Raw genomic sequence first — 21819 nt, 5'->3', positions numbered from 1 at the left:
CTCTCCTCAGCGTTTGCTGGCCGGCAGACGCCCGGCTTTGTGCGTGTCATACCACCAGTTGTCCAGCCCGCTGCTGTAGGCGGGCTTGATGGCGGGATGAGAAAACTTATTCCAGTACGCCAGCCGCTGCTCGGCGCTGTACCACATCGGGATCATATAGGCATTCCACAGCAGCACGCGGTCCAGCGCCTGGGCCAGCGGCCGCAACGCAACGGGATCGCCCTGATGCGCGACAATCTGCTTCACCAGGTGATCGACCAGCGGATCCCGGACCCGCGCGGTATTCCACGACGAGGCGATATAGTCAGACTGCCACAATATCTCCAGGCTGGAGGTCGGAATCGGCATCGCGCCATAGACGGTGGCTATCATGTCATAGTCCCCTTTGCGCAGGCGACGCAGATATTGTGAGCTGTCGACCTGCCGCAGGTTCAGCGCAATGCCGAGCCGGGAAAGATTGTGCTGCAGCGGCAGCGCCCAGTCGATGTTGCTGCCACTGCGCAGCAGCAGCTCCACGGTAAAAAGCTGACCGGTTTTCGCATTCACCAGACGGCGATCTTTTATCTGCCAGCCCGCCTGTTGCAGCAGGTCATAGGCTTTTAACAGGCTGGCGCGATCGTAGCCGCTGCCATCGTTCACCGGCGGCTGATAGGGCTGGCTGAACAGCTCAGGCGGGAGCCGGGCGCGCCACGGTGCGAGCAGGGCCTGTTGTTCTGCGTCGGGCAGCCCGCGGGCGGCGTATGCCGTGTTCTGGAAATAGCTGCTGGTGCGCTGCCAGGCACCATAATAGAGGGCCCGGTTCATCCATTCAAAATCAAACATCTGTGAGAGGGCCTGACGAACGCGGCGATCCTGAAACAGCGGGTTTTCGTTGTTAAACGCCAGCCAGCGGGTATCGGTGGCGGCGCGAAAGGGCGTCGTCTCTTTGACGATGCTGCCTCTGGCGAAATTGCCGCCGCGATAGCGGATCGCCCAGTTCTTTGCTGAGGTCTCTTCACGCCAGTCATAAGCGCCCGCCTTGAAGGCTTCAAAGGCCACATTGTCATCCAGATAGTAGTCATAGCGCATCCGGTCGAAATTAAAACGTCCGCGATTGACCGGCAGATCGGCGGCCCAGTAATCCTTTACCCGGCTGAACTCAATAAACTGGCCCAGTTTCCAGCGCGTGATGCGATAAGGTCCGCTGGAGAGCGGAGGGGCGCTTAACGGCTCATTAAACTTTTTATCATGCCAGAACGCCTCCGCGATCACCGGCAGCGTCAGTAATCCCAGCATCAGATCTCTGTCCGGTCTGGTGGTCTCAATACGCACCGTCCGCGCGTCCAGGGCTTTCAGGCTCACCCCACGGTAGGCGACGCGGAACGGCGGCACACCTTCGGTCATAAATTTCTGAAAGGTGAAGGCCACGTCGCGGGCGGTGATCGGGGTGCCATCCTGAAAACGGGCGCGGGGATTCAGGCGAACCTCAATCCAGCTGAAATCGCTGGCGTAGCGTGCAGATTCGGCGATCAGCGGATAATAGCTGCCCGGTTCGTCGTCGGAGCTGGTGTAGAGTCCATCATAAAGCGCGCCGGTGTTGATGCCCGGATTGCCGCGTGAGGCGTAGCGGTTAAAATTATCGTAGGTGCCAGCCACCGCCAGCGTGATGCTGCCGCCTTTGGGCGCATCGGGATTGGCATAGTCATAATGATGGAAGCCGGGGGGATATTTCGCCTCACCGAGCTGCGTAAAGGCGTAGCTTTGCAGGACGGTTACCGCCTGAAGCGAACCGCTGAGCAGGGCGCACAGCAGCAGAAGTCCGGAACGAAGCAGCATAGCGGTCTCTTCTCCTGTCAGCGATCAGCCGTTATAACGCCGGAAATAGTCTATCAGCGTTTCCGGCCGCAGCGGACGGCTGAAGATGTAACCCTGCAGATGTGTCACACCACGATTGATCAGCCAGGCCGCCTGCTCGCCGGTTTCGACCCCTTCCGCCACGCTCTTCAGGTTCAGTTTCTTCGCCAGCTGTAGCACGGTATCCAGCACCGGTGAGGTCAGCGTCTCCGTTCCGATACTCTGAACAAAGCCGCGATCGATTTTCAGGTAATCAAACGCATAACGCTCCAGGTAGATCAGCGCGCTGTGACCGGTGCCGAAATCGTCGATCGCGATATGGATCTGCTGCTGATGGAGCCAGTCAAACTGCTCGCCGACATTGTCGTCGCGCACCATCGCGCGTTCGGTGATCTCAAACACATAATTAAAGTGAGCCGCAGGCATGGTATCCAGCCAGCGCAGCACATCCTGACGGAAACTGCTGTCAGCCAGATGCAGAGGCGAAATGTTGAGACTGAGACAGGCGTGGCGGGGAATGGTATGGCACAGCAGATGCGCATCGCGGGATACCAGCTGAAACAGATGCCGGGTCAGGGGGATAATCAGGCCGTGCGACTCAGCATAGTGAATAAACACATCGGGCGGAATCGCACCCTTCGTCGGATGGGTCCAGCGGAGTAATGCCTCCATCCCATAGGGCTGCCCATCGCGCGAGGTCACCAGCGGCTGATATTCAACGTGAAACTCGCCGCGTTTCATGCCCTGAATCAGCTCTTTACCCGGACGCAGATAGATCGACAGCAGCAGCCAGCAGGCCCCGGCCACCAGCAGCGACAGCAGCAGACTGCTCAGCAGGATGGCCTGATAATCGCTGAACGCCAGCGTGGAGCCGTAGAGCGCCAGCCGGAGCGGGTAGCCTGTCAGCGCCTGCTGATCCAGCGCCGCTGGCAGATTCTGACGCTCGATGATACCGGGCTGCCAGCTGGTCAGGGCGCTGCGCGGGTCGATCAGCGCCACCCCGGTGATCTCTGGCCGCGTTGACGCCATCAGCTGATAGGGCGCCAGCGTGATATTCAGCGTGGCGAAGACGCCTGACTGCAGGTTGCCCGGATTTTTAATCCACAGTGCGAGCGCCGGTTTATTGGGCTGCAGCGGCGTGCCGGGCATCAGCCGCAGATCGAGATCGCGCGAAATATCACTCTGCGGCGCAATCACATTGAGCGGCAGACTGAAGCTGCCGGTCGCCGAGGAGCAGAAAGCGTTGCCATTATTGACCAGCAGGATGGCGCGGAGATTTCCGGCGAAGGCGGCGCGTGAGGTGAGTTCACGATTAATGGTATGGCAGGCGGTCTGGGTGAACGGAAGCAGGGGGCTGAGGGTACTGTTGAGCAGCGAAGAGAGCGTCTGCTGTAATGCCGTACGGCTTTTTTCCAGCAACTGCTGATGCTGCCGTTCGCGCTTTTGCCAGGTCTGATGAAGCGTCAGTGCGGCAAACAACAGAAAAAATAAGCCGCCCGCCATCGCGCTACTCCATGCGATACGGCGAGGATAGTTGGTGTGGCGCCGCAGCGCCCCCGACAGTGGCATGAGGTGCTTCCCCTGATCAAATTATTATTATGTTATTGCGCACGACTGCTTCGGTTTAAGCGACCGAGAATATAACGAGAACGTCCGTAATGTCTCGTTAATAATCTGAAATGCAATGCTTTTATCTTATGTCACCGCTGACGCTCAGAACAGGCAAAAAAAAACGCTGCATAGGCAGCGTTTCCTGTTCTCTGGCTGAGAGAAGATCGAAGGTGATTGTCAGCTCGGGTTACGGCTTAACACGCGGCGTCCTTCACGGTAACGCTTTTTCCAGTAGTCATCATTGAGGCTGGAGATCATCACACCACTGCTGGTGGAGGCATGAACGAAGTTGTCATTGCCCAGATAGATGCCGACATGGCGGCCGGTGGAGCCAGCACGGAACATCACCAGATCGCCAGGACGCAGTTTACTGCGGGTGATCTCTCTGCCGGTGTCCTGCTGCTCAGAGGTGGAGCGCGGTAATTCTAAGCCAAACTGATCGCGGAAGGTGCGCTGAACAAAGGCGGAACAATCGATCCCGCGTTTGGTATCGCCACCAAGGCGATAGCGCACACCTTTCCAGACGGCGTATTGTTCCATGATGCGCGACTTAACGTCGACATTACGCACCATTTCTTCAAACTCATCCTGAGACGCCTGAAGTAAAAAACCATTCTGGTTGTTAACTTCATGATTCTCGTTATTCGCGTTTTGACTGCTATGGGTACTGCTACATGCTGAGAGGAGTGTTGCCAGCGCCAGTGCGGGCACGATCCGCAAGATATATCTCAGTATTGGTTGAGACTTGACCATTATTCGGGTTTTCCTTCGGGTTCCTTACGACACAATTGTCGCCAGCCAGATGACAAAGCAGGGAGATTAATAAGCGAAACAGACTAAGACAAATCCTTAATCACTAAAATGTGTTAATGGACACATTTTAATGTAAAAAAAACTGGCTTTTCTGACGCTGTGGCCTCACTGCGACTGAGGTTAACTGATTACAGACGCCGTGGCGAGTGCTTTTAATCAATTTCACATAGGTTTTTTTGATGAGAATCAAAACGTAACACAATGACTAATTTAGCGACAATTGTGAGCGAATGATGGTGAGAACAGGCGGTGAAACGGGCGTCAATTCAGGGCATAGCCCCGTTTTCGCGGTTTTCTGAAGAATTAACAGGGAATGATGACTATTTAACCGGTCTGCGGAAAAGATAACCTTTTCTTTTCGTCATATTAATTAGCAGGCTAATAGTGAGAGGGTGTTTCTTATAAGCGCGGACGGTTCAGTGGCGGATGATTAAACCGACCGCGCTTATCATTTACATCACGGGCTTATATTTGCCCGGTAATTTGCGATTAAACCAGTTAACCAGCACGTCGCTGGCTGGCGTTAATAACCACCAGCTCAGCCCGACCAATACCACCGACAGCGATCCGACGGCAATATCAGTAAACCAGTGCGCACCGGCCATAACGCGCGGCAGCGAAAATAGCACCACAATGGCGGCGGCAATTAAAAAACGGCTGAAACCAAAATAACGCCAGATAAAGCAGGCAAAAATAATCAGCATCATACCGTGGTCGCCAGGGAAGCTATCTTTCGACGCATCCTTCGCCGGGATACCGGTGAGTTCGCTGACACGATGCACATTCTCAAAGAACAGCGTCGGGCTGGAATGCTTCACCGGCAGCAGGTGGCCCAATTGATTGAGGATAACGGCCGTCAGCAGCATGGTGATGCCGATCGCCAGCATCCGGCGCCGAGCGGGCGGTGTCTCCTGACGCCAGATCGACAGATAGAGCAGGCCCATCGCCAGCAGTGATACCACATCAAAACCCCGGAAGTTGGTGATCGCGACGATCAGGGCAAACAGGGGATGAGTCACCATCTGGTTATTGAAGCCATAAAAGATCGCTTTATCGATGCCGAACCAGAAACCATGTTGTGGTGGCAGATACCAGGACAGAAACAGTACTACACCCAGTGCATTCAGCAGCAGGATGGTAACGAGGCGGGTTGCGCGCATAAGTAAACTCATTTCAAAAAAATAACCGCCGACAATACCTTTACTAGCGTAAACGGCACTTCAACAACGCCGATTGTAGTCGATTCCAGTCAGCCTGCTGAGAATGAATGACTTCAATACGGCTATCGGGTGGCGACACAGCAGAGGTTTCACTGTGCAGCGCTTTTGCCTCGCCGTTAATACGCATTGTGCCTTCGGCCGTGCGCATCACCCCTTTTATCCGATCAACCTGCGCCTGCTGCGCCCACGCCAGCAGGGCGGCGCTGTCGAACAGCGTGTCGCCATCAAACAGCCAGCCGCAGGCGCTGTAGCCCTGGCCCTGATTCAGCGACCGGCGCCAGCGCGCGCCACCCGTCAGCCGCAGCGCCGCTACGCCGCTGGCGGGCACGGCCGGATAATGATGGTGCGGAAGGGGAAGCGCGCGAGGCTGATGGGGCGCATCCAGCAGATGAAGGGGGATGCGGCCAAATTCTGTTTCTGTCACGGGACGTGGCGGCTGGCTCTGCTGCAGCCACTCAGTCAGCCGCTGGCGATCCTGCGTGTCCCAGCTATCGCGCTTGCTGGCGATGATGATATCGGCGGCCGCCAGCTGATCGCGAAAGTTTTCATTGGCTGCGATACGCGGATCGGTGAGCTGACGGGGATCAAGCAGCGTCAGGGTGGCATTGAGCTGCAGCCAGGTCTGATAGACCGGGGACTTCAGTATTTCCAGCACCCGGCGCGGATGACCGAGGCCGGTAGGCTCAATCAGCAGCCGGTCGGGCTTATCTTTCAGCAGCAGATTCAGCCCGACCTGCAGCGGCAGACCATTCACGCAGCACAGGCAGCCGCCGGGGATCTCTTTAACGGTTGCGCCGCGATCGGCCAGCAGCGCACCATCGATTCCGATCTCGCCAAATTCGTTGACCAGCACCGCCCACTTTTCGTTCTGCGGCCGGGCGGCCAGAAGATGGCAGAGCAGCGTGGTTTTTCCGCTGCCCAGAAAACCGGTGATCAGATTAACGCGTGTCATGGTGCGGGCTCCTGCCTGGAATGCTGATAATGTTATATTATAACACTACCAGACTCCAGCCTGCGCCAGTTAATCGGCACGACCCATATAGCGGCGTTCAGCGATATGAATACGGATGCGGTCACCGTTGCTGAGGTATTCCGGAACCTGAATGGAGAGACCGGTACTCATTCCGGCGGGTTTGGTGCGGGCGCTGGCGGAAGCGCCTTTGATGCCCGGCGAGGTATCGACGATCTCCATATCCACCGTCTGTGGCAGCTCCAGCGCCAGCACCTGGCCATCCATCGTCAGTACGTGAATGCCAGGAATGCCGCCTTCGGGGATAAACAGCAGCTCTTCTTCGATCTGGTCCTGCTTAAAGGCGTAGGGGGTGTAATCCTCATCATCCATGAAGATATATTCGTCACCATCTATATAAGAGAAGGTGACGCTGCGACGGCTGAGCGAAATCGCATCAATAATCTCGTCGCCCTTGAAGCGCTCTTCCACTTTTAAACCGGTGCGGACATCGGTAAAGCGCATTTTGTAGAGGGTCGCCGCACCGCGTGCGCTGGGGCTCTGGACATCAATATCTTTAACCAGCAGCAGTTTGCCGTTGTGCGTGACGGCCATCCCTTTTTTGATTTCATTGGCTTTTGGCATTGCTGTTCTCGCTATCATGAGAGTGAAGTGCGCGCAACGTTACCCGCGCCAGGGAAAACTGGCAATATCGCGGGTGCGAAATTTTGTGTCAGGCCGTGGCTTTCATGGTAATTGTCGTCACGGGCTGCTATTGTCAGCGCCTCTTTTTCTGCCGGAGCACAGCATGCAATGCCGTAGCCAATGCGGTGCCTGCTGCACAGCACCCTCTATCTCATCGCCTATCCCCGGCATGCCTGACGGCAAGCCTGCCAACACGCCCTGCGTTCAGCTGGACGACGATCTTCGCTGTAAACTGTTTGGCTCGCCGCTGCGGCCTGCCGTCTGCGCCAGTCTGCAACCCTCATTCAGCATGTGTGGTCAGTCGCGCCAGCAGGCGATGACCTGGCTGCTGAAACTTGAAGCCGATACCGCCCCCTGAAAGGCTGACACAGCTGACGCTTTTTGCCTGATGAGTGGGACGTGACAGCAACTGCGTCAGCCTGACTCTCCGCTGGTCCTCTTCCTGCCGCCGAAATGTGCGTAACGTCAAAAATCTGCTACGCCGTTTGCGCATTTTCTTGCCTGACGAAAGCGTCTGCATCACAATTCCTGAAACGTTTCAGCGGTGACGGGGCTGGCTGACAGAGACAGCAAGGCGTGAAAACCTGCCTGCTAGCTGAAACGATTCAATCTCAGCAAGCGAGGAGAATTATGTTCCAGCTCGAATTGCAGGCCATCCACACCGGAGCCAGCGCCCAGAATAAAGAAGAGGCCATTCGTCAGGTTGCTGCCGCGTTAACCGCGGCGGGCAATGTGGCTGAAGGCTATGTCAACGGTATGCTGGCGCGCGAACAGCAGACCTCCACCTTTCTTGGCAACGGCATCGCAATCCCGCACGGCACCACCGACACCCGCGACCTGGTGCTGAAAACCGGCGTCCAGGTGTTTCAGTTTCCGCAGGGTATTGCCTGGGGTGACGATCAGACCGCCTATGTCGCGATCGGGATTGCCGCGAAGTCAGATGAACATCTGGCGCTGCTGCGTCAGCTGACGCATGTGCTCAGCGATGACTCCATTGCCGAACAGCTCAAAACCGCCTCTGCTGAAGATCTTCGTGCGCTGCTGATGGGCGAGAAACAAGCCGCCGAATTCAGCTTCGACACCTCACTGGTGACGCTTAACGTCGCGGCCAGCGATCTGATTACCCTGCAGGCGATGAACGCCGGCCGGCTGCAAGCCGCGGGCGTGGTTGATGCCAGCTACGTCGCCGATGTCGTCTCAACCCCGCCGCTGAGCCTGGGGCAGGGCATCTGGCTCAGCGACAGCAGCCTGGGCAATCTGCGCAGCGGCGTGGCCGTCAGCCGTACCGAGCATGCCTTTGAACATCAGGGCGAACCGGCGTCGATGCTCATCAGCGTGTCAGCCACCGATGAACGTCCGCTGGAAGTGCTGGGTTACCTCAGCGCGCTGCTGCAGCAGGGCAAAGCTGATCGTCTGCTGAAAGCCGATGCGGCGGGTGTCTACGCCCTGCTGACCAGTGAAGTCGATGAGCAGGCCGACGTGCTGACCGCCGAATTTACCATTCGTAACGAACATGGCCTGCATGCCCGTCCGGGCACGGCGCTGGTCAGTGTGATCAAGCAGTTCAACAGCGACATCACCGTGACCAACCTCGACGGCAGCGGTAAACCGGCTAACGGTCGCAGCCTGATGAAAGTCGTGGCGCTGGGCGTGAAGAAAGGCCACCGCCTGCGCTTTACCGCCAGCGGTGAAGATGCACAGCAGGCGCTGAACGCGATTGAAGAAGCGATCACCAGCGGTCTGGGTGAGGGGGCAGCATGAGCAGACGTGTCGCCACCATTACGCTGAATCCGGCGTATGACCTGGTGGGATATACCCCTGAAATTGAACGCGGCGAAGTCAACCTGGTGAAAACCACCGGACTGCACGCGGCGGGCAAGGGGATCAACGTCGCCAGGGTCCTGAAAGATCTGGGTATTGATGTCACCGTCGGTGGCTTCCTGGGCAAAGAGAATCAGGATGGCTTTCAGCAGCTCTTCAGCGAGCTGGGCATTGCCAACCGTTTCCAGGTGGTGCCGGGCCGGACCCGTATCAACGTTAAACTGACCGAACAGACCGGTGATGTGACCGATCTGAACTTCTCCGGTTTTCAGGTGACGGCGCAGGACTGGGATCGTTTTACCAGCGATTCACTGACCTGGCTGGGCCAGTTCGATATGGTCTGCGTCAGTGGCAGCCTGCCAGAAGGTGTGGATCACGAAGCCTTTACCCGCTGGATGACCGAACTGCGTACCCATTGCCCCTGCATCATCTTCGACAGCAGCCGCGAGGCGCTGGTGGCAGGACTGAAAGCCGCGCCGTGGCTGGTCAAACCTAACCGCCGTGAGCTGGAGATCTGGGCCGGTCGTAAACTGCCCACCTTGCAGGATGTGATTGGCGCGGCGCACGAACTGCGCGAACAGGGCATCGCCCATGTGGTGATCTCGCTGGGCGCAGAAGGCGCGCTGTGGGTCAACGCGTCTGGCGAATGGATTGCGAAACCGCCGGTGTGTGAAGTTGTCAGCACCGTCGGTGCCGGTGACTCAATGGTTGGCGGGCTGATCTATGGCCTGCTGATGCGTGAATCCAGCGAGCACACGCTGCGTCTTGCGACGGCGGTGGCGGCCATGGCCGTCAGCCAGAGCAACGTTGGTGTGTCCGATCGTACTCAGTTGGCCGCAATGATGGCGCGCGTCGACTTACAACCCGTTAACTGACAGCAGGAGAGCGATAATGAAAACGCTGCTGATTAAAGACCCTACACTGGGACTGGCCTCCGCCTATATGGCGCAACAACGTCTGGCTGCCGCTGCGGCGGCGGCAGGCCTGACTCTGACTGAAAACCCTGCTGAGGCGGAACTGGCGATTGTGCTGGGCAAAAAGGTGCCGGACGATGCGGCCCTGAACGGCAAGCCGGTCTGGCTGGGCGACCTCCAGCTGGCGGTTCGCGAGCCGGAAAACTTCCTGAACCGGGCGAAGGCAGAAGCCAGAACCTGGCAGGCTCCGGCTGCGGCGGCAACCCCGGCGGCGGCGTCAGCCGCGACCCCGGCGCAGGCGGGTGCACCAAAACGTGTGGTTGCCGTGACAGCCTGTCCGACCGGCGTCGCGCACACCTTTATGGCGGCTGAGGCGATCCAGGCCGAAGCGACCCGTCGCGGCTGGTGGGTCAAGGTTGAAACCCGCGGTTCCGTAGGTGCCGGAAACGCGATTACGCCAGAAGAAGTGGCGGCGGCCGATCTGGTGATCGTGGCGGCGGATATCGAAGTGGATCTGGCGAAATTTGCCGGTAAGCCGATGTACCGCACCTCCACCGGTTTGGCGCTGAAGAAAACCGCGCAGGAGCTGGATAAAGCGGTCGCAGAAGCGAAGCCTTATAAAGTGGCGGCCAGCGGCCAGAGCACGGCAAACAGCGAAGAAGAGAAGAAACAGGGCGGCGCGGGCGCCTATCGCCACCTGCTGACCGGGGTGTCCTACATGCTGCCGATGGTGGTGGCGGGTGGTCTGAGTATCGCTCTGTCGTTCGCCTTTGGTATCACCGCCTTTAAAGAGCCAGGTACGCTGGCTGCCGCGCTGATGCAGATCGGTGGCGGTAGCGCCTTTGCCCTGATGGTCCCGGTGCTGGCGGGCTTTATCGCCTTCTCCATCGCTGACCGTCCGGGTCTGACGCCGGGTCTGATTGGCGGCATGATCGCCACCAGCATCAACGCAGGCTTCTTAGGCGGGATTATCGCGGGCTTCATTGCCGGTTATGCGGCGAAGCTGATCAGCGGCAAAGTGAAACTGCCGCAGAGCATGGAAGCGTTGAAACCGATACTGATTATTCCGCTGTTCGCCAGCCTGATCACCGGCCTGCTGATGATCTATGTGGTCGGTAAACCGGTGGCGGGTATCATGAGCGGCCTGACGCACTGGCTGGCAAACATGGGTACGGCGAATGCGGTCCTGCTGGGCGCGATTCTGGGCGGCATGATGTGTACCGATATGGGTGGCCCGGTAAACAAAGTGGCCTACGCGTTTGGTGTCGGCTTACTGAGTTCGCAGACCTATGCACCGATGGCCGCCATCATGGCAGCCGGTATGGTGCCGCCGCTGGCGATGGGTCTGGCCACCCTGGTTGCCCGTCGTAAATTCAACAAAGGTCAGCAGGAAGGCGGTAAAGCGGCACTGGTTCTGGGGCTCTGCTTTATCTCTGAAGGGGCGATTCCGTTTGCTGCCCGTGACCCGATGCGCGTTCTGCCATGCTGTATCATTGGTGGCGCCGTGACCGGTGCGATCTCAATGGCGATTGGTGCCAAACTGATGGCCCCGCACGGCGGACTCTTTGTACTGCTGATCCCTGGCGCAATTACACCGGTGATCGGTTATCTGATGGCGATTGTCATCGGCACCGCAATTGCCGGTCTGAGCTATGCGGTTCTGAAACGCCCGGAAGAGCAGCTGGCGAAAGCCTGATTAACGCGGAAGTGAAGATAACAGGGAGCCGGATGGCTCCCTGTTTGTTTTTGCAGACGGCGCAGGCAGAGCAGGGCAGGGATGGCAGGGCACAGATTTTCTGAAGCTGCAGGCGATAGCCGCGAAAAGGGAGCCAGATGGCTCCCTTTGTTTATCCCTGCTGCTCGGCTTTCAGCCAGGCGATCTCATCTTTCCAGATATCGGGATTGATGGTCTCCAGAATCAGCGGGATCCCGTCAAAGCGGGGATCTTTCATCAGCCAGCTGAACACCGTCCGGCCGATGTTGCCTTCCCCCAGGCTGTGATGGCGGTCAACGCGGCTGTCAAACGCGCTTTTGGCATCGTTGAGATGCATACCGCGCAGATAATTGAAACCGACGACGCGCTCAAACTCTCTGAATGTCGCTTCGCAGTCCGCTTCGGTACGGAGGTCATAACCGCCGGCAAACGCATGGCAGGTGTCAATGCAGACGCCGACGCGCGACTTATCTTCGACATGCTCAATGATGGTCGCGAGATGCTCGAAGCGGAAGCCCAGGTTACTGCCCTGGCCTGCGGTGTTTTCAATCACGGCGGTGACGTTCTGGGTCTGGTCGAGCGCAACGTTAATCGACTCGGCGATCCGCTTCAGGCAGGCTTCTTCCTCAATCTGATGCAGATGGCTGCCGGGATGGAAATTCAGCAGCGTCAGGCCCAGCTGATCGGCCCGGCGCAGTTCGTCGATAAAGGCCGCACGGGATTTCTCCAGCGCCTCCTCAACCGGATGGCCGAGGTTAATCAGGAAACTGTCGTGCGGCAGGATTTGCTGCGGGCTGTATTTATAGGTCTCGCAGGCGGCGCGAAAAGCATCAATCATCTCTGTGGAGAGCGGGGCGGCCTTCCACTGACGCTGATTCTTGGTAAAGAGCGCGAAGGCGGTGGCTTCCAGTTCATGGGCGCGAATCACTGCCTGATCCACGCCCCCTGCCGCACTCACATGTGCGCCGATATATTTCATGCCTTTCTCCTGGGGCTATGCACGGATGAAACGGCATGATACCTGATGGCGTCAGCCCATGAAATGTTGCACCAGCAGATTGATCGTGCCGCCCCCCGCGATTAACCAGCCAGAGACCAGCGCGCCCAGCAGGAGCGGCCTGACGCCCGCCTCGCGCAGCGCCCCGAAACGGGTGGTGACGCCCAGCGCGGCCATCGCCATCGCCAGCAGCAGCCCCGCCAGCGCATTCAGCGTGGCCACCAGCGCCGCAGGCAGCAGTTGCAGTGAGTTAAACAGGGCAACGGCGATAAACAGCAGCGCAAACCACGGGAACGTCACCGGCTGACGGGCATTGCCCGCGTGGCGTTTACCACGGATGACCGCACTCAGGCAGAGCAGGAACGGAGCCAGCATCATCACCCGCAGCATTTTGGCGATCACCGCGCTGTTTTCCGCCGCCGGGCTGATGCTGTGCCCGGCGGCCACCACCTGCGCCACTTCATGGATGGTGGATCCGGTGAAGACCCCGAACTGTGCCGCACTCAGTCCCGGCAACAGATGGTGAGCCAGCGGCCACAGCAGCGGATAGACAAAGATCGCCAGGGTGCCGAACAGCACCACGGTCGCGATCGCCACCGCGACTTTCGACGGCGCGGCTTTCACCACCGGCTCGGTCGCCAGCACGGCCGCAGCACCACAGATACTGCTGCCCGCGCCAATCAGCCAGACGGTATCGCGGTCCAGCTTCAGCAGCCGGACGCCCAGCAGGCAGGTCACAAAGAACGTGCTGCTCAGCGTCAGCGCATCGATCAGGATGCCGCTAAAACCGACATCTGCGATCTGTTGTAAGGTGATACGAAAGCCAAACAGGATAATGCCCAGCCGCAGCAGCTTCTGTTTCGCCAGCACCACGCCGCTGTCGCAGCGGGAGGCCAGCGGGTGATAGAGGCTGTTGCCGACCACGATGCCCAGCATAATCGCCAGCGTCAGCGAGCCCAGCCCCAGTGAGGCGATCAGAGGCTGCTGCGCCAGCCAGCTGGCGGCGGCAGCAATAGCGGCAGTCAGCAGCAGGCCGGGGAACCAGAGCGAAAGAGGGTGGTGTGGTTTAGCGATGCTCAGTTCGGTCATGGTGGTCACTCCTCGTGGTTGAGTCATGATCATGAAGGCGACTGGCTTAAAAGTGAAATTGATAATATATTTATAATTGACCAGAATTTACGATAAGGCTGCTGTCATGATAGTGTCACGTCTGCGCCGCTGGGCGACGCTGATTAAACGAGATGTGTTTGTGCTGGGGTTCGCCTTCCGCGATCCGCGCACGCCCTGGTGGAACAAGCTGGGGATGCTGGGGCTGGTTGCGTACGGCATCAGCCCGATCGATCTCATTCCCGACGTAATCCCCTTTGTGGGGTTGCTGGATGACGCGGTCATTATTCCGACGGGCGTCATGCTGCTGCTGCGGTTACTGCCGAAAGAGGTGCGCATCAGCAGCCTTGCCCGGGCAGAGGCGCAGCGCAGCCGCGGCAAAAAGATCGCCGGCTGGCTGGTGGCGATGGGGCTGATCTGGCTGGCGCTGATCGTTTATCTCGTCAGGCAATCACTGAGTTAAGAGGCAACCATGCACATTACGCTGCGGCAGATTGAAGTGTTTACCGAAGTGCTAAAGAGTGGTTCCACCACCCAGGCGTCTCAGCTGCTGGCCCTGTCGCAGTCGGCGGTCAGTGCGGCGCTGGCCGATCTGGAGAGTCAGCTCGGGGTGCAGCTGTTTGACCGGGTCGGTAAACGGCTGGTGCTGAATGAACATGGACGGCTGCTCTATCCGCGTGCGGTCGGGCTGCTGGAGCAGGCGGGTGAGATCGAGCAGCTGTTCAAAGAGGACAACGGCGCGATCCGCATCTTCGCCAGCAGCACCATCGGTAACTATCTGCTGCCCGGCATGATGGCGGCCTATCGTCGCGATTTTCCCGGCCTGCCGCTGGAGCTGAGCGTCGGCAACAGTCAGGATGTGATCCAGGCGGTGTCCGATTTCCGCGTGGATGTGGGGCTGATTGAAGGGCCGTGCCACATGACCGAACTGGTCAGCGAACCCTGGCTGGAGGATGAACTGGTGGTGTTTGCCGCGCCCGATGCGCCGGTTCTCCAGCAGCCGGTGACGCTGAAAACCCTGGCGGAGGCGCCGTGGATCCTGCGCGAACGCGGCTCCGGCACGCGGGAAATCGTCGATTATCTGCTGCTGTCACATCTGCCCAGTTTTCAGCTGGGAATGGAGCTGGGTAATTCTGAAGCCATCAAACATGCGGTGCGGCACGGCATGGGGATCAGCTGCCTGTCACGCCGGGTGATTGCCGATCTGCTGGAAGCGGGGACGCTGGTGGAACTGGCGATCCCGCTGCCGCGGCTGACCCGCACGCTCTACCGTATTCATCACCGGCAGAAGCATGTTTCAAAAGCCCTGACGCGCTTTCTCTCCTACTGTCGTGAGTGACTGCTAATAATCCGGGCGCGATCATGAACTTAACTAATAACAGCATGGCATCGCTATACAGAGGCGGTCTGGCTGCTACAATCGCGCCTCATTTTTACCCAGCGTAGCGTTAACACATGCATAATGACTCAAAAACAACACAACAACCTGCATTACGACGTGCGTTAAAAGCCCGTCATCTGACGATGATTGCCATCGGCGGCTCCATCGGTACCGGCCTGTTTGTGGCCTCGGGTGCCACCATTGCCCAGGCCGGCCCCGGCGGCGCACTTCTCTCCTATATCCTGATCGGCCTGATGGTCTACTTCCTGATGACCAGCCTGGGCGAACTGGCTGCCTTCATGCCGGTGTCAGGCTCCTTTGCCACCTATGGCGCAAAATATGTCGAAGAGGGCTTTGGTTTCGCGCTCGGCTGGAACTACTGGTACAACTGGGCGGTGACCATCGCGGTTGACCTGGTGGCCTCACAGCTGGTGATGAACTACTGGTTCCCCGACACGCCCGGCTGGATCTGGAGCGCACTGTTCCTGGGGCTGATGTTCCTGCTCAACTACATCTCGGTGAAAGGCTTTGGCGAGGCGGAATACTGGTTCTCGCTGATCAAAGTGGCGACAGTGATTATCTTTATCGTGGTCGGCGTGCTGATGATCACCGGGATTATGCGCGGCGCGGAGCACGCGGGCTGGCATAACTGGCAGGTCGGGGATGCGCCGTTTGCGGGTGGCTTTGCCGCGATGATTGGCGTGGCGATGATTGTCGGATTCTCCTTCCAGGGCACCGAGCTGATCGGTATCGCGGCGGGCGAATCTGAAGATCCGGCGAAAAACATTCCGCGTGCGGTCCGGCAGGTCTTCTGGCGTATCCTGCTGTTCTATGTCTTCGCTATCCTGATCATCAGCCTGATTCTGCCCTATACCGACCCGCAGCTGCTGCACAACGATATCAACGATATCAGCGTCAGCCCGTTCACTCTGGTCTTCCGTAATGCCGGTCTGCTCTCGGCGGCGGCGGTAATGAACGCCGTGATCCTGACGGCGGTGCTGTCGGCGGGTAACTCCGGCATGTACGCCTCCACGCGCATGCTTTACAACCTGGCCTGCGAAGGCAAAGCGCCGCGCATTTTTGCGAAGCTCTCAAAGGGCGGCGTGCCGCGCAATGCACTCTGGGCGACTACCGTGGTAGCCGGGCTCTGTTTCCTGACCTCGAAGTTCGGGAATCAGGAGGTCTACCTGTGGCTGCTGAATACCTCCGGCATGACCGGTTTCATCGCCTGGCTGGGCATTGCCATCAGCCACTATCGTTTCCGCCGGGGCTACATCGCCCAGGGATATGACCTGAACGATCTGCCTTACCGTTCCGGCTTCTTTCCGCTGGGGCCGATTTTCGCCTTCGTGCTCTGCCTGATCATCACGCTGGGTCAGAACTATCAGGCGTTTCTCAACGAGAGCATCGACTGGTACGGCGTGGCGGCGACCTACATCGGCATTCCGCTGTTCCTGATTATCTGGTTCGGCTACAGGCTGGTGCGCGGCAGCCGTCTGGTGAAGTACAGCGAGATGGAGTTCCCGGTTCATAAGGATTAACGCTGTACGCTGACGCCGTTCAGTCAGCGAGCAGACACAGCGCGTTGAGGTGCCTCTTCTGCCACTTCAATGTGTTGTGTCTGCACTTTCCCGCCCATATCAACACCCTTTTTTACTGTTTTTTCGCGTCTCGCTTGTGCTAACGAATTGATAATTATTATCACCTGGACTATTGTGGCTGCGTTTTCTGACGTGATAGCCACACAGGGTTAAAACATGACTACCGAAACTTCGCTGCTGGCGGGGGAAGAAACGCTTCACCACACCATGCAAAACTATCATCAGGTGCTGCGCCGCCGCCTTGTCTGGATTGGCGTGCTGCTGCTGGCGATCGTCGCCTCGCTGATCCTCGATTTCACGCTGGGTCCGGCCGGACTCTCCCTGGATACGCTGTGGAATACGCTGCTCAATCCTGACAACGTCGATGCCGGCACCCGCGTTATCGTCTGGGATATTCGTCTGCCGTATGCGCTGATGGCGCTGGTGGTGGGGCTGTCGCTGGGCCTGGCGGGCGCGGAAATGCAGACCATCCTCAATAACCCGCTGGCGAGTCCGTTTACCCTGGGGGTTTCCTCGGCGGCAGCCTTTGGCGCGGCGCTGGCCATCATCCTTGGCATCGGGATCCCCGGCATTCCCGATCAGTGGTTAATCTCGGCCAACGCCTTTGTTTTTGCGCTGTTAGCCGCGCTGATGCTCGATGCCGTTACCCGCTGGACGCAGGTCTCCTCGGCGGGTGTGGTGCTGTTCGGTATTGCACTGGTCTTCACCTTCAACGCGCTGGTCTCCATGATGCAGTTCATCGCCAGCGAAGATACCCTGCAGGGCCTGGTGTTCTGGACCATGGGCAGCCTGGCGCGCGCCTCCTGGGAGAAGCTGGGGGTGCTGAGCCTGGCGCTGATTATCCTGGTGCCGTTCTCGATGATGAGCAGCTGGAAACTCACGGCGCTGCGTCTGGGCGAAGATCGTGCGGTTAGCTTTGGCATCGACGTGCGTCGTCTGCGCCTGACCACCTTACTGCGCATCAGCGTGCTCTCCGCGCTGGCCGTGGCGTTTGTCGGGCCGATCGGCTTTATCGGCCTGGTCGCGCCGCACATTGCCCGCATGATGTTTGGTGAAGATCACCGTTTCTATCTGCCTGCCAGTGCGCTGGTCGGCGCCCTGGTGCTGTCGCTGGCATCGGTCGCCTCGAAAAACCTGATCCCTGGCGTGATCATCCCTGTCGGCATCGTGACCTCACTGATCGGTGTGCCGTTCTTCCTGAGTATTATCTTGCGTCATCGGGGGACAGTATGATGGAACAGGGTCTGACCTTACGCGGCTTCTGCGCCGGGTATCCCAAACATAAAGTGATTGAGAACCTGAACGTTGCGCCACTGCCGCGCGGCGAGATCACGGTGCTGCTGGGGCCGAATGGTTGTGGTAAATCGACGCTGCTGCGTGCGCTGGCAGGGCTGAATAAAGGGCAGGGCGAGATGTGGCTGAACGGCGAGGATCTGATGACCCAGCCGTTTGCCCGCCGTGCAAAGAATGTGGTCTATCTGCCGCAGTCGCTGCCTGCGGGTGTACATCTGCATGTCCTGGAGTCCATCATCGTGGCGCAGCGCGCCTCGGGCGGGCTGCACAGCGCGAGCAGCGAAGCGGAAATCATGCATCTGCTGGAGCAGCTTGGCATCGCGCATCTGGCAATGCGCTATCTCGATCAGCTCTCCGGGGGGCAGAAGCAGCTGGTCGGTCTGGCGCAGTCGCTGATCCGCCGCCCGGCACTGCTGCTGCTGGATGAACCGCTGAGCGCACTGGATCTCAACTATCAGTTCCACGTCATGGACCTGGTGCGGCGCGAAACAGCCCTGCGTAACATCGTTACGGTGGTGGTGGTGCATGATATCAATATCGCGCTGCGGCATGCGCAACATGCCCTGATGCTGAAGCAGGGGGCGCTGGTGGCGCAAGGGCAGCCGGATAAAGTGATCACGCCTGACACGCTGGCGAAGGTCTATGGGGTAAATGGCCGTATCGAACACTGCTCACGCGGCATTCCGCAGGTGATGATCGATGGGCTGACCGGCCCGGCGCTGGTCTGACAGGGCTGAAGCCCGTGATGAGGCGAGCGGCAGTAACCTTAATCCTCTCCCGCAGTAAAAATTCAGGGCCGCTAATGCGGCCCTGAATGTCAGCTACACCAGCAGATGCTGGGCATGGAAACGCAGATGATCTTCCACAAAGCTGGCAATGAAGAAGTAGCTATGGTCATAACCCGGCTGAATACGAAGGGTCAGCGGGAAGCCCATGTCGCGGGCAACCGCCTCTAACCGCTCCGGCTGCAGCTGATCGGCCAGGAACTGATCGTTGTCCCCCTGGTCAATCAGCATCGGCAGCCGGTGTGACACCTCTGCCATCAGCTGGCAGCTGTCATACTCACTCCACCCCGCCCGATCCTCGCCCAGATAGGCCGTAAAGGCTTTCTGCCCCCAGGGCACCTGCATCGGATTGACGATGGGTGCAAAGGCAGAAGCCGAGGCGAAACGGTTGCCCAGACGCAGCGCCAGCATCAGCGCGCCGTGACCGCCCATAGAGTGCCCCATAATCGACTGACGTTCACTGACCTTGAAGTTATCCGCAATCAGGGCGGGCAGCTCGCTGCTCAGATAGTCGAACATGCGGAAATGGCTGGCCCAGGGTTGCTGAGTGGCGTTGAGATAAAACCCCGCCCCCTGGCCCAGATCGTAAGCCTCATCATTTGCGACCCCTTCGCCACGCGGGCTGGTGTCCGGCATAATCAGCACCAGACCCAGCTCCGCCGCCACCCGCTGCGCGCCCGCTTTGGTGGTAAAGTTCTCATCGTTGCAGGTCAGCCCGGCCAGAAACCAGACGACCGGTGGCGGCGCATCACCGTGCGGATCGGGCAGATAGATGCTGAAGGTCATCGGGCAGTTCAGCACCGCTGACGGATGCCGCCAGCGCTGCTGCCAGCCGCCAAAGATACGGTGTTCTTCCAGTAGCTCCAGAGTGGATGCCATAACGCCTCCTGATTACTTATTAAAATGCACGACCGAACGAATTGATTTCCCTTCATGCATCAAATCAAAGGCGTCGTTGATCTCTTCCAGCGGCATGGTATGGGTGATGAAATCATTCAGCGCAAATTTGCCGTCGAGATAATCCTGCACGATGCCCGGCAGCTGCGAACGTCCCTTGACGCCGCCAAAGGCGGAGCCACGCCAGACGCGACCGGTCACCAGCTGGAAAGGACGAGTGGCGATCTCTTCACCGGCACCGGCAACGCCGATAATCACGGACTCGCCCCAGCCTTTATGGCAGCACTCCAGCGCCGAGCGCATCACGTTGACGTTACCAATACATTCAAATGAGAAGTCCACGCCGCCGTCGGTCAGCTCGACAATCACATCCTGAATCGGCTTATCGTAATCTTTCGGGTTGATCAGATCGGTGGCACCCAGCTTGCGCGCCAGATCGAATTTGCTGGTGTTAAGGTCGATGGCGATGATGCGGCCCGCCTTCGCCATCTTCGCCCCGATCACGGCGGAAAGACCGATGCCGCCGAGACCGAAGATCGCCACGGTGTCACCCTCTTTGACCTTGGCGGTGTTCATCACCGCGCCCATACCGGTGGTGACACCGCAGCCCAGCAGACAGACCTCTTCCAGCGGCGCTTCTTTGCTGATTTTAGCCAGCGCGATCTCCGGGATGACGGTGTATTCAGAGAAGGTCGAGGTGCCCATGTAGTGGAAAATCGGTTTGCCATCTTTGAAGAAGCGGGTAGTGCCATCCGGCATCAGCCCTTTGCCCTGGGTGGCGCGGATTGCCTGGCAGAGGTTGGTTTTGCCCGACAGGCAGAACTTACATTTGCCACATTCCGGCGTATAGAGCGGGATCACATGGTCGCCCACTTCCACACTGGTCACGCCTTCGCCCACGGCTTCCACGATGCCGCCACCTTCATGGCCCAGGATCGCCGGGAAAACGCCTTCCGGATCGGTACCGGAGAGGGTATAGGCATCGGTATGGCAGACGCCGGTCGCGACAATACGCACCAGCACTTCGCCTTTCTGCGGCGGCATCAAATCCACTTCTTCGATTTTCAGCGGTTCGCCAGCAGCCCAGGCAACAGCGGCACGGGTTTTGATCATGTTCATGCAATCCCTCTTCCAGTCAGATTGTGGCGCGCAGACGCGCCGGGTGGTCGTGATGATTCAGGGCCGGATGGGCCAGACTCTTAAACATAGCGCGGAACGCTTATTCCGCCGCCTGTAATGGATGCATCAGCTCATCATTGAGCGGACGATCGTCAAACTGTTCGATAATCAGATACTTCAGCGCCTCAACATTCGGCGTAAAGGCGTCGCGTCGCCACATCAGCCAGGTGGCCGTGTCGCGGTAAGCGGGAGGCAGCGTGTGGACCTGCACACGCGACCGATCCGCCATCTGTTTCAGCACCGACGCCGGGATCATCGCGACCCCGGCGCCGCCCGCCACGCAGGCCAGCATGGCGTGATAGGACTGAATCTCCATCACATTATCGGGCGCGGTCTGGCTGTCGCGATACCAGCTCTCCAGCTTGACCCGGTAGGAGCAGCTGTTGCGGAAGGCGAACAGGGTGTCGCCCTGAACGTCGCGCGCTGTGGTAATCGGCGCATGGTCGAGCCCGGTGATCAGCACCATCTCCTCACGAAATGCGATACAGCCATTCAGGTCGTCGTGGGCGACCGGGCCATCCACCAGTGCGGCGGCCAGGGTGCCTTCACGCACCCGATCGATAATTTCGCCCGAGGTGCCGGTGATCAGCGACAGCGCCACCGCCGGAAAACGCTGGTGATAGGCGGCGAGCAGGCCGGGCAGACGGGTCGCTGCCGTGCTCTCCATGGAGCCGAGCGCAAAGTTGCCCGCCGGTTTACCGGTGCGGGTCATGCTCATCGCTTCTTCGCTCAGTGTCAGGATGCGCTGCGCATAGTTGAGAAAATTATGGCCCATCGGCGACAGGCGAATGCGCTGCTTCTCACGAATAAAGAGATCCACCCCTAATTCTTCTTCCAGCTGGCGCAGCCGCGTGGTGAGATTAGAGGGAACGCGATGCAGCTGCTCTGCCGCGCGAGCCAGTGAACCCGTTTCGGCGACGGAACAGAACATACGCAGCTGAACCAGATCCATATCTTCTCTTCCTGTAAACAAGTTGGTTAATAATATTCACTTTCCGT

Annotated in this window: 20 protein-coding genes; 9 read left to right on the top strand and 11 right to left on the bottom strand. The window is 58.7% G+C overall.

The window, feature by feature from the left end; all coding sequences use genetic code 11:
* Positions 1-6 precede the first annotated feature (6 nt).
* From AB1748_RS14040 to yeiP, 6 genes are all read right to left on the bottom strand, one after another.
* Positions 7-1815 carry an extracellular solute-binding protein gene (locus tag AB1748_RS14040; RefSeq protein ID WP_367395650.1) on the bottom strand — a complete coding sequence of 603 codons (1809 nt, stop codon included), beginning with the start codon at positions 1813-1815 and terminating at the stop codon, positions 7-9.
* Positions 1816-1839: 24 nt separating this feature from the next.
* Positions 1840-3402, bottom strand: a complete 1563-nt coding sequence (locus AB1748_RS14035) for a cyclic di-GMP phosphodiesterase (RefSeq protein WP_111138744.1) — start codon at positions 3400-3402, stop codon at positions 1840-1842.
* Positions 3403-3621: 219 nt separating this feature from the next.
* Positions 3622-4197 carry a bifunctional murein DD-endopeptidase/murein LD-carboxypeptidase gene (mepS, locus tag AB1748_RS14030; protein WP_046102239.1) on the bottom strand — a complete coding sequence of 192 codons (576 nt, stop codon included), beginning with the start codon at positions 4195-4197 and terminating at the stop codon, positions 3622-3624.
* Positions 4198-4709: 512 nt separating this feature from the next.
* Positions 4710-5417, bottom strand: coding sequence for a phosphatase PAP2 family protein (locus AB1748_RS14025; protein WP_293771910.1), 708 nt, complete (start codon positions 5415-5417; stop codon positions 4710-4712).
* Positions 5418-5460: 43 nt separating this feature from the next.
* Positions 5461-6429, bottom strand: a complete 969-nt coding sequence (locus AB1748_RS14020; RefSeq protein WP_367395649.1) for a GTP-binding protein — start codon at positions 6427-6429, stop codon at positions 5461-5463.
* 69 nt (positions 6430-6498) lie between these two features.
* Positions 6499-7071, bottom strand: coding sequence for an elongation factor P-like protein YeiP (yeiP, locus tag AB1748_RS14015; RefSeq protein ID WP_111138747.1), 573 nt, complete (start codon positions 7069-7071; stop codon positions 6499-6501).
* A 163-nt stretch (positions 7072-7234) separates the two neighbouring features.
* Between yeiP and AB1748_RS14010 the strand changes: the two genes are divergently transcribed.
* The 4 genes from AB1748_RS14010 (at position 7235) to fruA (ending at position 11562) form a co-directional block, all read left to right on the top strand.
* Positions 7235-7489: a YkgJ family cysteine cluster protein gene (locus tag AB1748_RS14010; protein WP_111138748.1), complete on the top strand. Its 255-nt coding sequence runs from the start codon at positions 7235-7237 to the stop codon at positions 7487-7489.
* Between the two features lie 272 nt (positions 7490-7761).
* On the top strand, positions 7762-8892 hold the full coding sequence (gene fruB, locus AB1748_RS14005; protein ID WP_111138749.1) for a fused PTS fructose transporter subunit IIA/HPr protein: 1131 nt from the start codon (positions 7762-7764) through the stop codon (positions 8890-8892).
* Entirely contained in the window at positions 8889-9827 is a 939-nt protein-coding gene (fruK, locus tag AB1748_RS14000; protein ID WP_111138750.1) for a 1-phosphofructokinase, read from the top strand. The genes fruB and fruK overlap by 4 nt, the downstream gene beginning before the upstream one ends.
* Before the next feature lie 16 nt (positions 9828-9843).
* On the top strand, positions 9844-11562 hold the full coding sequence (gene fruA, locus AB1748_RS13995; protein ID WP_111138751.1) for a PTS fructose transporter subunit IIBC: 1719 nt from the start codon (positions 9844-9846) through the stop codon (positions 11560-11562).
* A gap of 151 nt (positions 11563-11713) precedes the next feature.
* Here fruA and nfo read toward each other — a convergent pair whose 3' ends face one another.
* Both nfo and AB1748_RS13985 read right to left on the bottom strand, forming a co-directional pair.
* Positions 11714-12559 (bottom strand): deoxyribonuclease IV, encoded by an 846-nt coding sequence (nfo, locus tag AB1748_RS13990; protein ID WP_111138752.1) that lies wholly within the window; start codon positions 12557-12559, stop codon positions 11714-11716.
* A gap of 51 nt (positions 12560-12610) precedes the next feature.
* Positions 12611-13666 (bottom strand): YeiH family protein, encoded by a 1056-nt coding sequence (locus AB1748_RS13985; RefSeq protein ID WP_111138753.1) that lies wholly within the window; start codon positions 13664-13666, stop codon positions 12611-12613.
* Between the two features lie 106 nt (positions 13667-13772).
* Here AB1748_RS13985 and AB1748_RS13980 point away from each other — a divergent pair, with 106 nt between their 5' ends.
* The 5 genes from AB1748_RS13980 to AB1748_RS13960 all read left to right on the top strand — a co-directional run bounded on the left by AB1748_RS13980 (position 13773) and on the right by AB1748_RS13960 (position 18687).
* Positions 13773-14147 carry a YkvA family protein gene (locus AB1748_RS13980; protein WP_111138754.1) on the top strand — a complete coding sequence of 125 codons (375 nt, stop codon included), beginning with the start codon at positions 13773-13775 and terminating at the stop codon, positions 14145-14147.
* 9 nt (positions 14148-14156) lie between these two features.
* Entirely contained in the window at positions 14157-15023 is an 867-nt protein-coding gene (gene yieE / locus AB1748_RS13975; RefSeq protein ID WP_111138755.1) for a DNA-binding transcriptional regulator YeiE, read from the top strand.
* 116 nt (positions 15024-15139) lie between these two features.
* Complete coding sequence (locus AB1748_RS13970) at positions 15140-16606, top strand: amino acid permease (protein ID WP_111138756.1); 1467 nt, start codon at positions 15140-15142, stop codon at positions 16604-16606.
* Between the two features lie 216 nt (positions 16607-16822).
* On the top strand, positions 16823-17899 hold the full coding sequence (locus AB1748_RS13965) for an iron ABC transporter permease (protein ID WP_111138757.1): 1077 nt from the start codon (positions 16823-16825) through the stop codon (positions 17897-17899).
* The gene (locus AB1748_RS13960; RefSeq protein ID WP_293772126.1) at positions 17899-18687 is read left to right on the top strand and encodes an ABC transporter ATP-binding protein; all 789 of its coding nucleotides are present in this window, start codon (positions 17899-17901) and stop codon (positions 18685-18687) included. The genes AB1748_RS13965 and AB1748_RS13960 overlap by 1 nt, the downstream gene beginning before the upstream one ends.
* 93 nt (positions 18688-18780) lie before the next feature.
* On the opposite strand, the gene fghA is transcribed toward AB1748_RS13960, so the two are convergent.
* The 3 genes from fghA to AB1748_RS13945 form a co-directional block, all read right to left on the bottom strand.
* On the bottom strand, positions 18781-19623 hold the full coding sequence (gene fghA, locus AB1748_RS13955; protein WP_367395648.1) for an S-formylglutathione hydrolase: 843 nt from the start codon (positions 19621-19623) through the stop codon (positions 18781-18783).
* Between the two features lie 12 nt (positions 19624-19635).
* The gene (locus AB1748_RS13950; protein ID WP_313653984.1) at positions 19636-20760 is read right to left on the bottom strand and encodes an S-(hydroxymethyl)glutathione dehydrogenase/class III alcohol dehydrogenase; all 1125 of its coding nucleotides are present in this window, start codon (positions 20758-20760) and stop codon (positions 19636-19638) included.
* A gap of 100 nt (positions 20761-20860) precedes the next feature.
* Positions 20861-21772, bottom strand: coding sequence for a LysR family transcriptional regulator (locus AB1748_RS13945; RefSeq protein ID WP_293771886.1), 912 nt, complete (start codon positions 21770-21772; stop codon positions 20861-20863).
* Positions 21773-21819: the final 47 nt, after the last annotated feature.

Origin of the sequence: Pantoea sp. Ep11b, assembly GCF_040783975.1 — a bacterium.
Classification (GTDB): Bacteria; Pseudomonadota; Gammaproteobacteria; order Enterobacterales; family Enterobacteriaceae; genus Pantoea.
Note: the sequence above shows the minus strand (reverse complement) of the source record. Positions and strands in the feature narration are given on the sequence as shown.

Bases quoted from the DNA above. Each gene is read 5' to 3' on its own strand.
- AB1748_RS14040 (WP_367395650.1), bottom strand. From the start codon at position 1,815: ATGCTGCTTCGTTCCGGACTTCTGCTGCTGTGCGCCCTGCTCAGCGGT.
- AB1748_RS14035 (WP_111138744.1), bottom strand. From the start codon at position 3,402: ATGCCACTGTCGGGGGCGCTGCGGCGCCACACCAACTATCCTCGCCGT.
- mepS (WP_046102239.1), bottom strand. From the start codon at position 4,197: ATGGTCAAGTCTCAACCAATACTGAGATATATCTTGCGGATCGTGCCC.
- AB1748_RS14025 (WP_293771910.1), bottom strand. From the start codon at position 5,417: ATGCGCGCAACCCGCCTCGTTACCATCCTGCTGCTGAATGCACTGGGT.
- AB1748_RS14020 (WP_367395649.1), bottom strand. From the start codon at position 6,429: ATGACACGCGTTAATCTGATCACCGGTTTTCTGGGCAGCGGAAAAACC.
- yeiP (WP_111138747.1), bottom strand. From the start codon at position 7,071: ATGCCAAAAGCCAATGAAATCAAAAAAGGGATGGCCGTCACGCACAAC.
- AB1748_RS14010 (WP_111138748.1), top strand. From the start codon at position 7,235: ATGCAATGCCGTAGCCAATGCGGTGCCTGCTGCACAGCACCCTCTATC.
- fruB (WP_111138749.1), top strand. From the start codon at position 7,762: ATGTTCCAGCTCGAATTGCAGGCCATCCACACCGGAGCCAGCGCCCAG.
- fruK (WP_111138750.1), top strand. From the start codon at position 8,889: ATGAGCAGACGTGTCGCCACCATTACGCTGAATCCGGCGTATGACCTG.
- fruA (WP_111138751.1), top strand. From the start codon at position 9,844: ATGAAAACGCTGCTGATTAAAGACCCTACACTGGGACTGGCCTCCGCC.
- nfo (WP_111138752.1), bottom strand. From the start codon at position 12,559: ATGAAATATATCGGCGCACATGTGAGTGCGGCAGGGGGCGTGGATCAG.
- AB1748_RS13985 (WP_111138753.1), bottom strand. From the start codon at position 13,666: ATGACCGAACTGAGCATCGCTAAACCACACCACCCTCTTTCGCTCTGG.
- AB1748_RS13980 (WP_111138754.1), top strand. From the start codon at position 13,773: ATGATAGTGTCACGTCTGCGCCGCTGGGCGACGCTGATTAAACGAGAT.
- yieE (WP_111138755.1), top strand. From the start codon at position 14,157: ATGCACATTACGCTGCGGCAGATTGAAGTGTTTACCGAAGTGCTAAAG.
- AB1748_RS13970 (WP_111138756.1), top strand. From the start codon at position 15,140: ATGCATAATGACTCAAAAACAACACAACAACCTGCATTACGACGTGCG.
- AB1748_RS13965 (WP_111138757.1), top strand. From the start codon at position 16,823: ATGACTACCGAAACTTCGCTGCTGGCGGGGGAAGAAACGCTTCACCAC.
- AB1748_RS13960 (WP_293772126.1), top strand. From the start codon at position 17,899: ATGGAACAGGGTCTGACCTTACGCGGCTTCTGCGCCGGGTATCCCAAA.
- fghA (WP_367395648.1), bottom strand. From the start codon at position 19,623: ATGGCATCCACTCTGGAGCTACTGGAAGAACACCGTATCTTTGGCGGC.
- AB1748_RS13950 (WP_313653984.1), bottom strand. From the start codon at position 20,760: ATGAACATGATCAAAACCCGTGCCGCTGTTGCCTGGGCTGCTGGCGAA.
- AB1748_RS13945 (WP_293771886.1), bottom strand. From the start codon at position 21,772: ATGGATCTGGTTCAGCTGCGTATGTTCTGTTCCGTCGCCGAAACGGGT.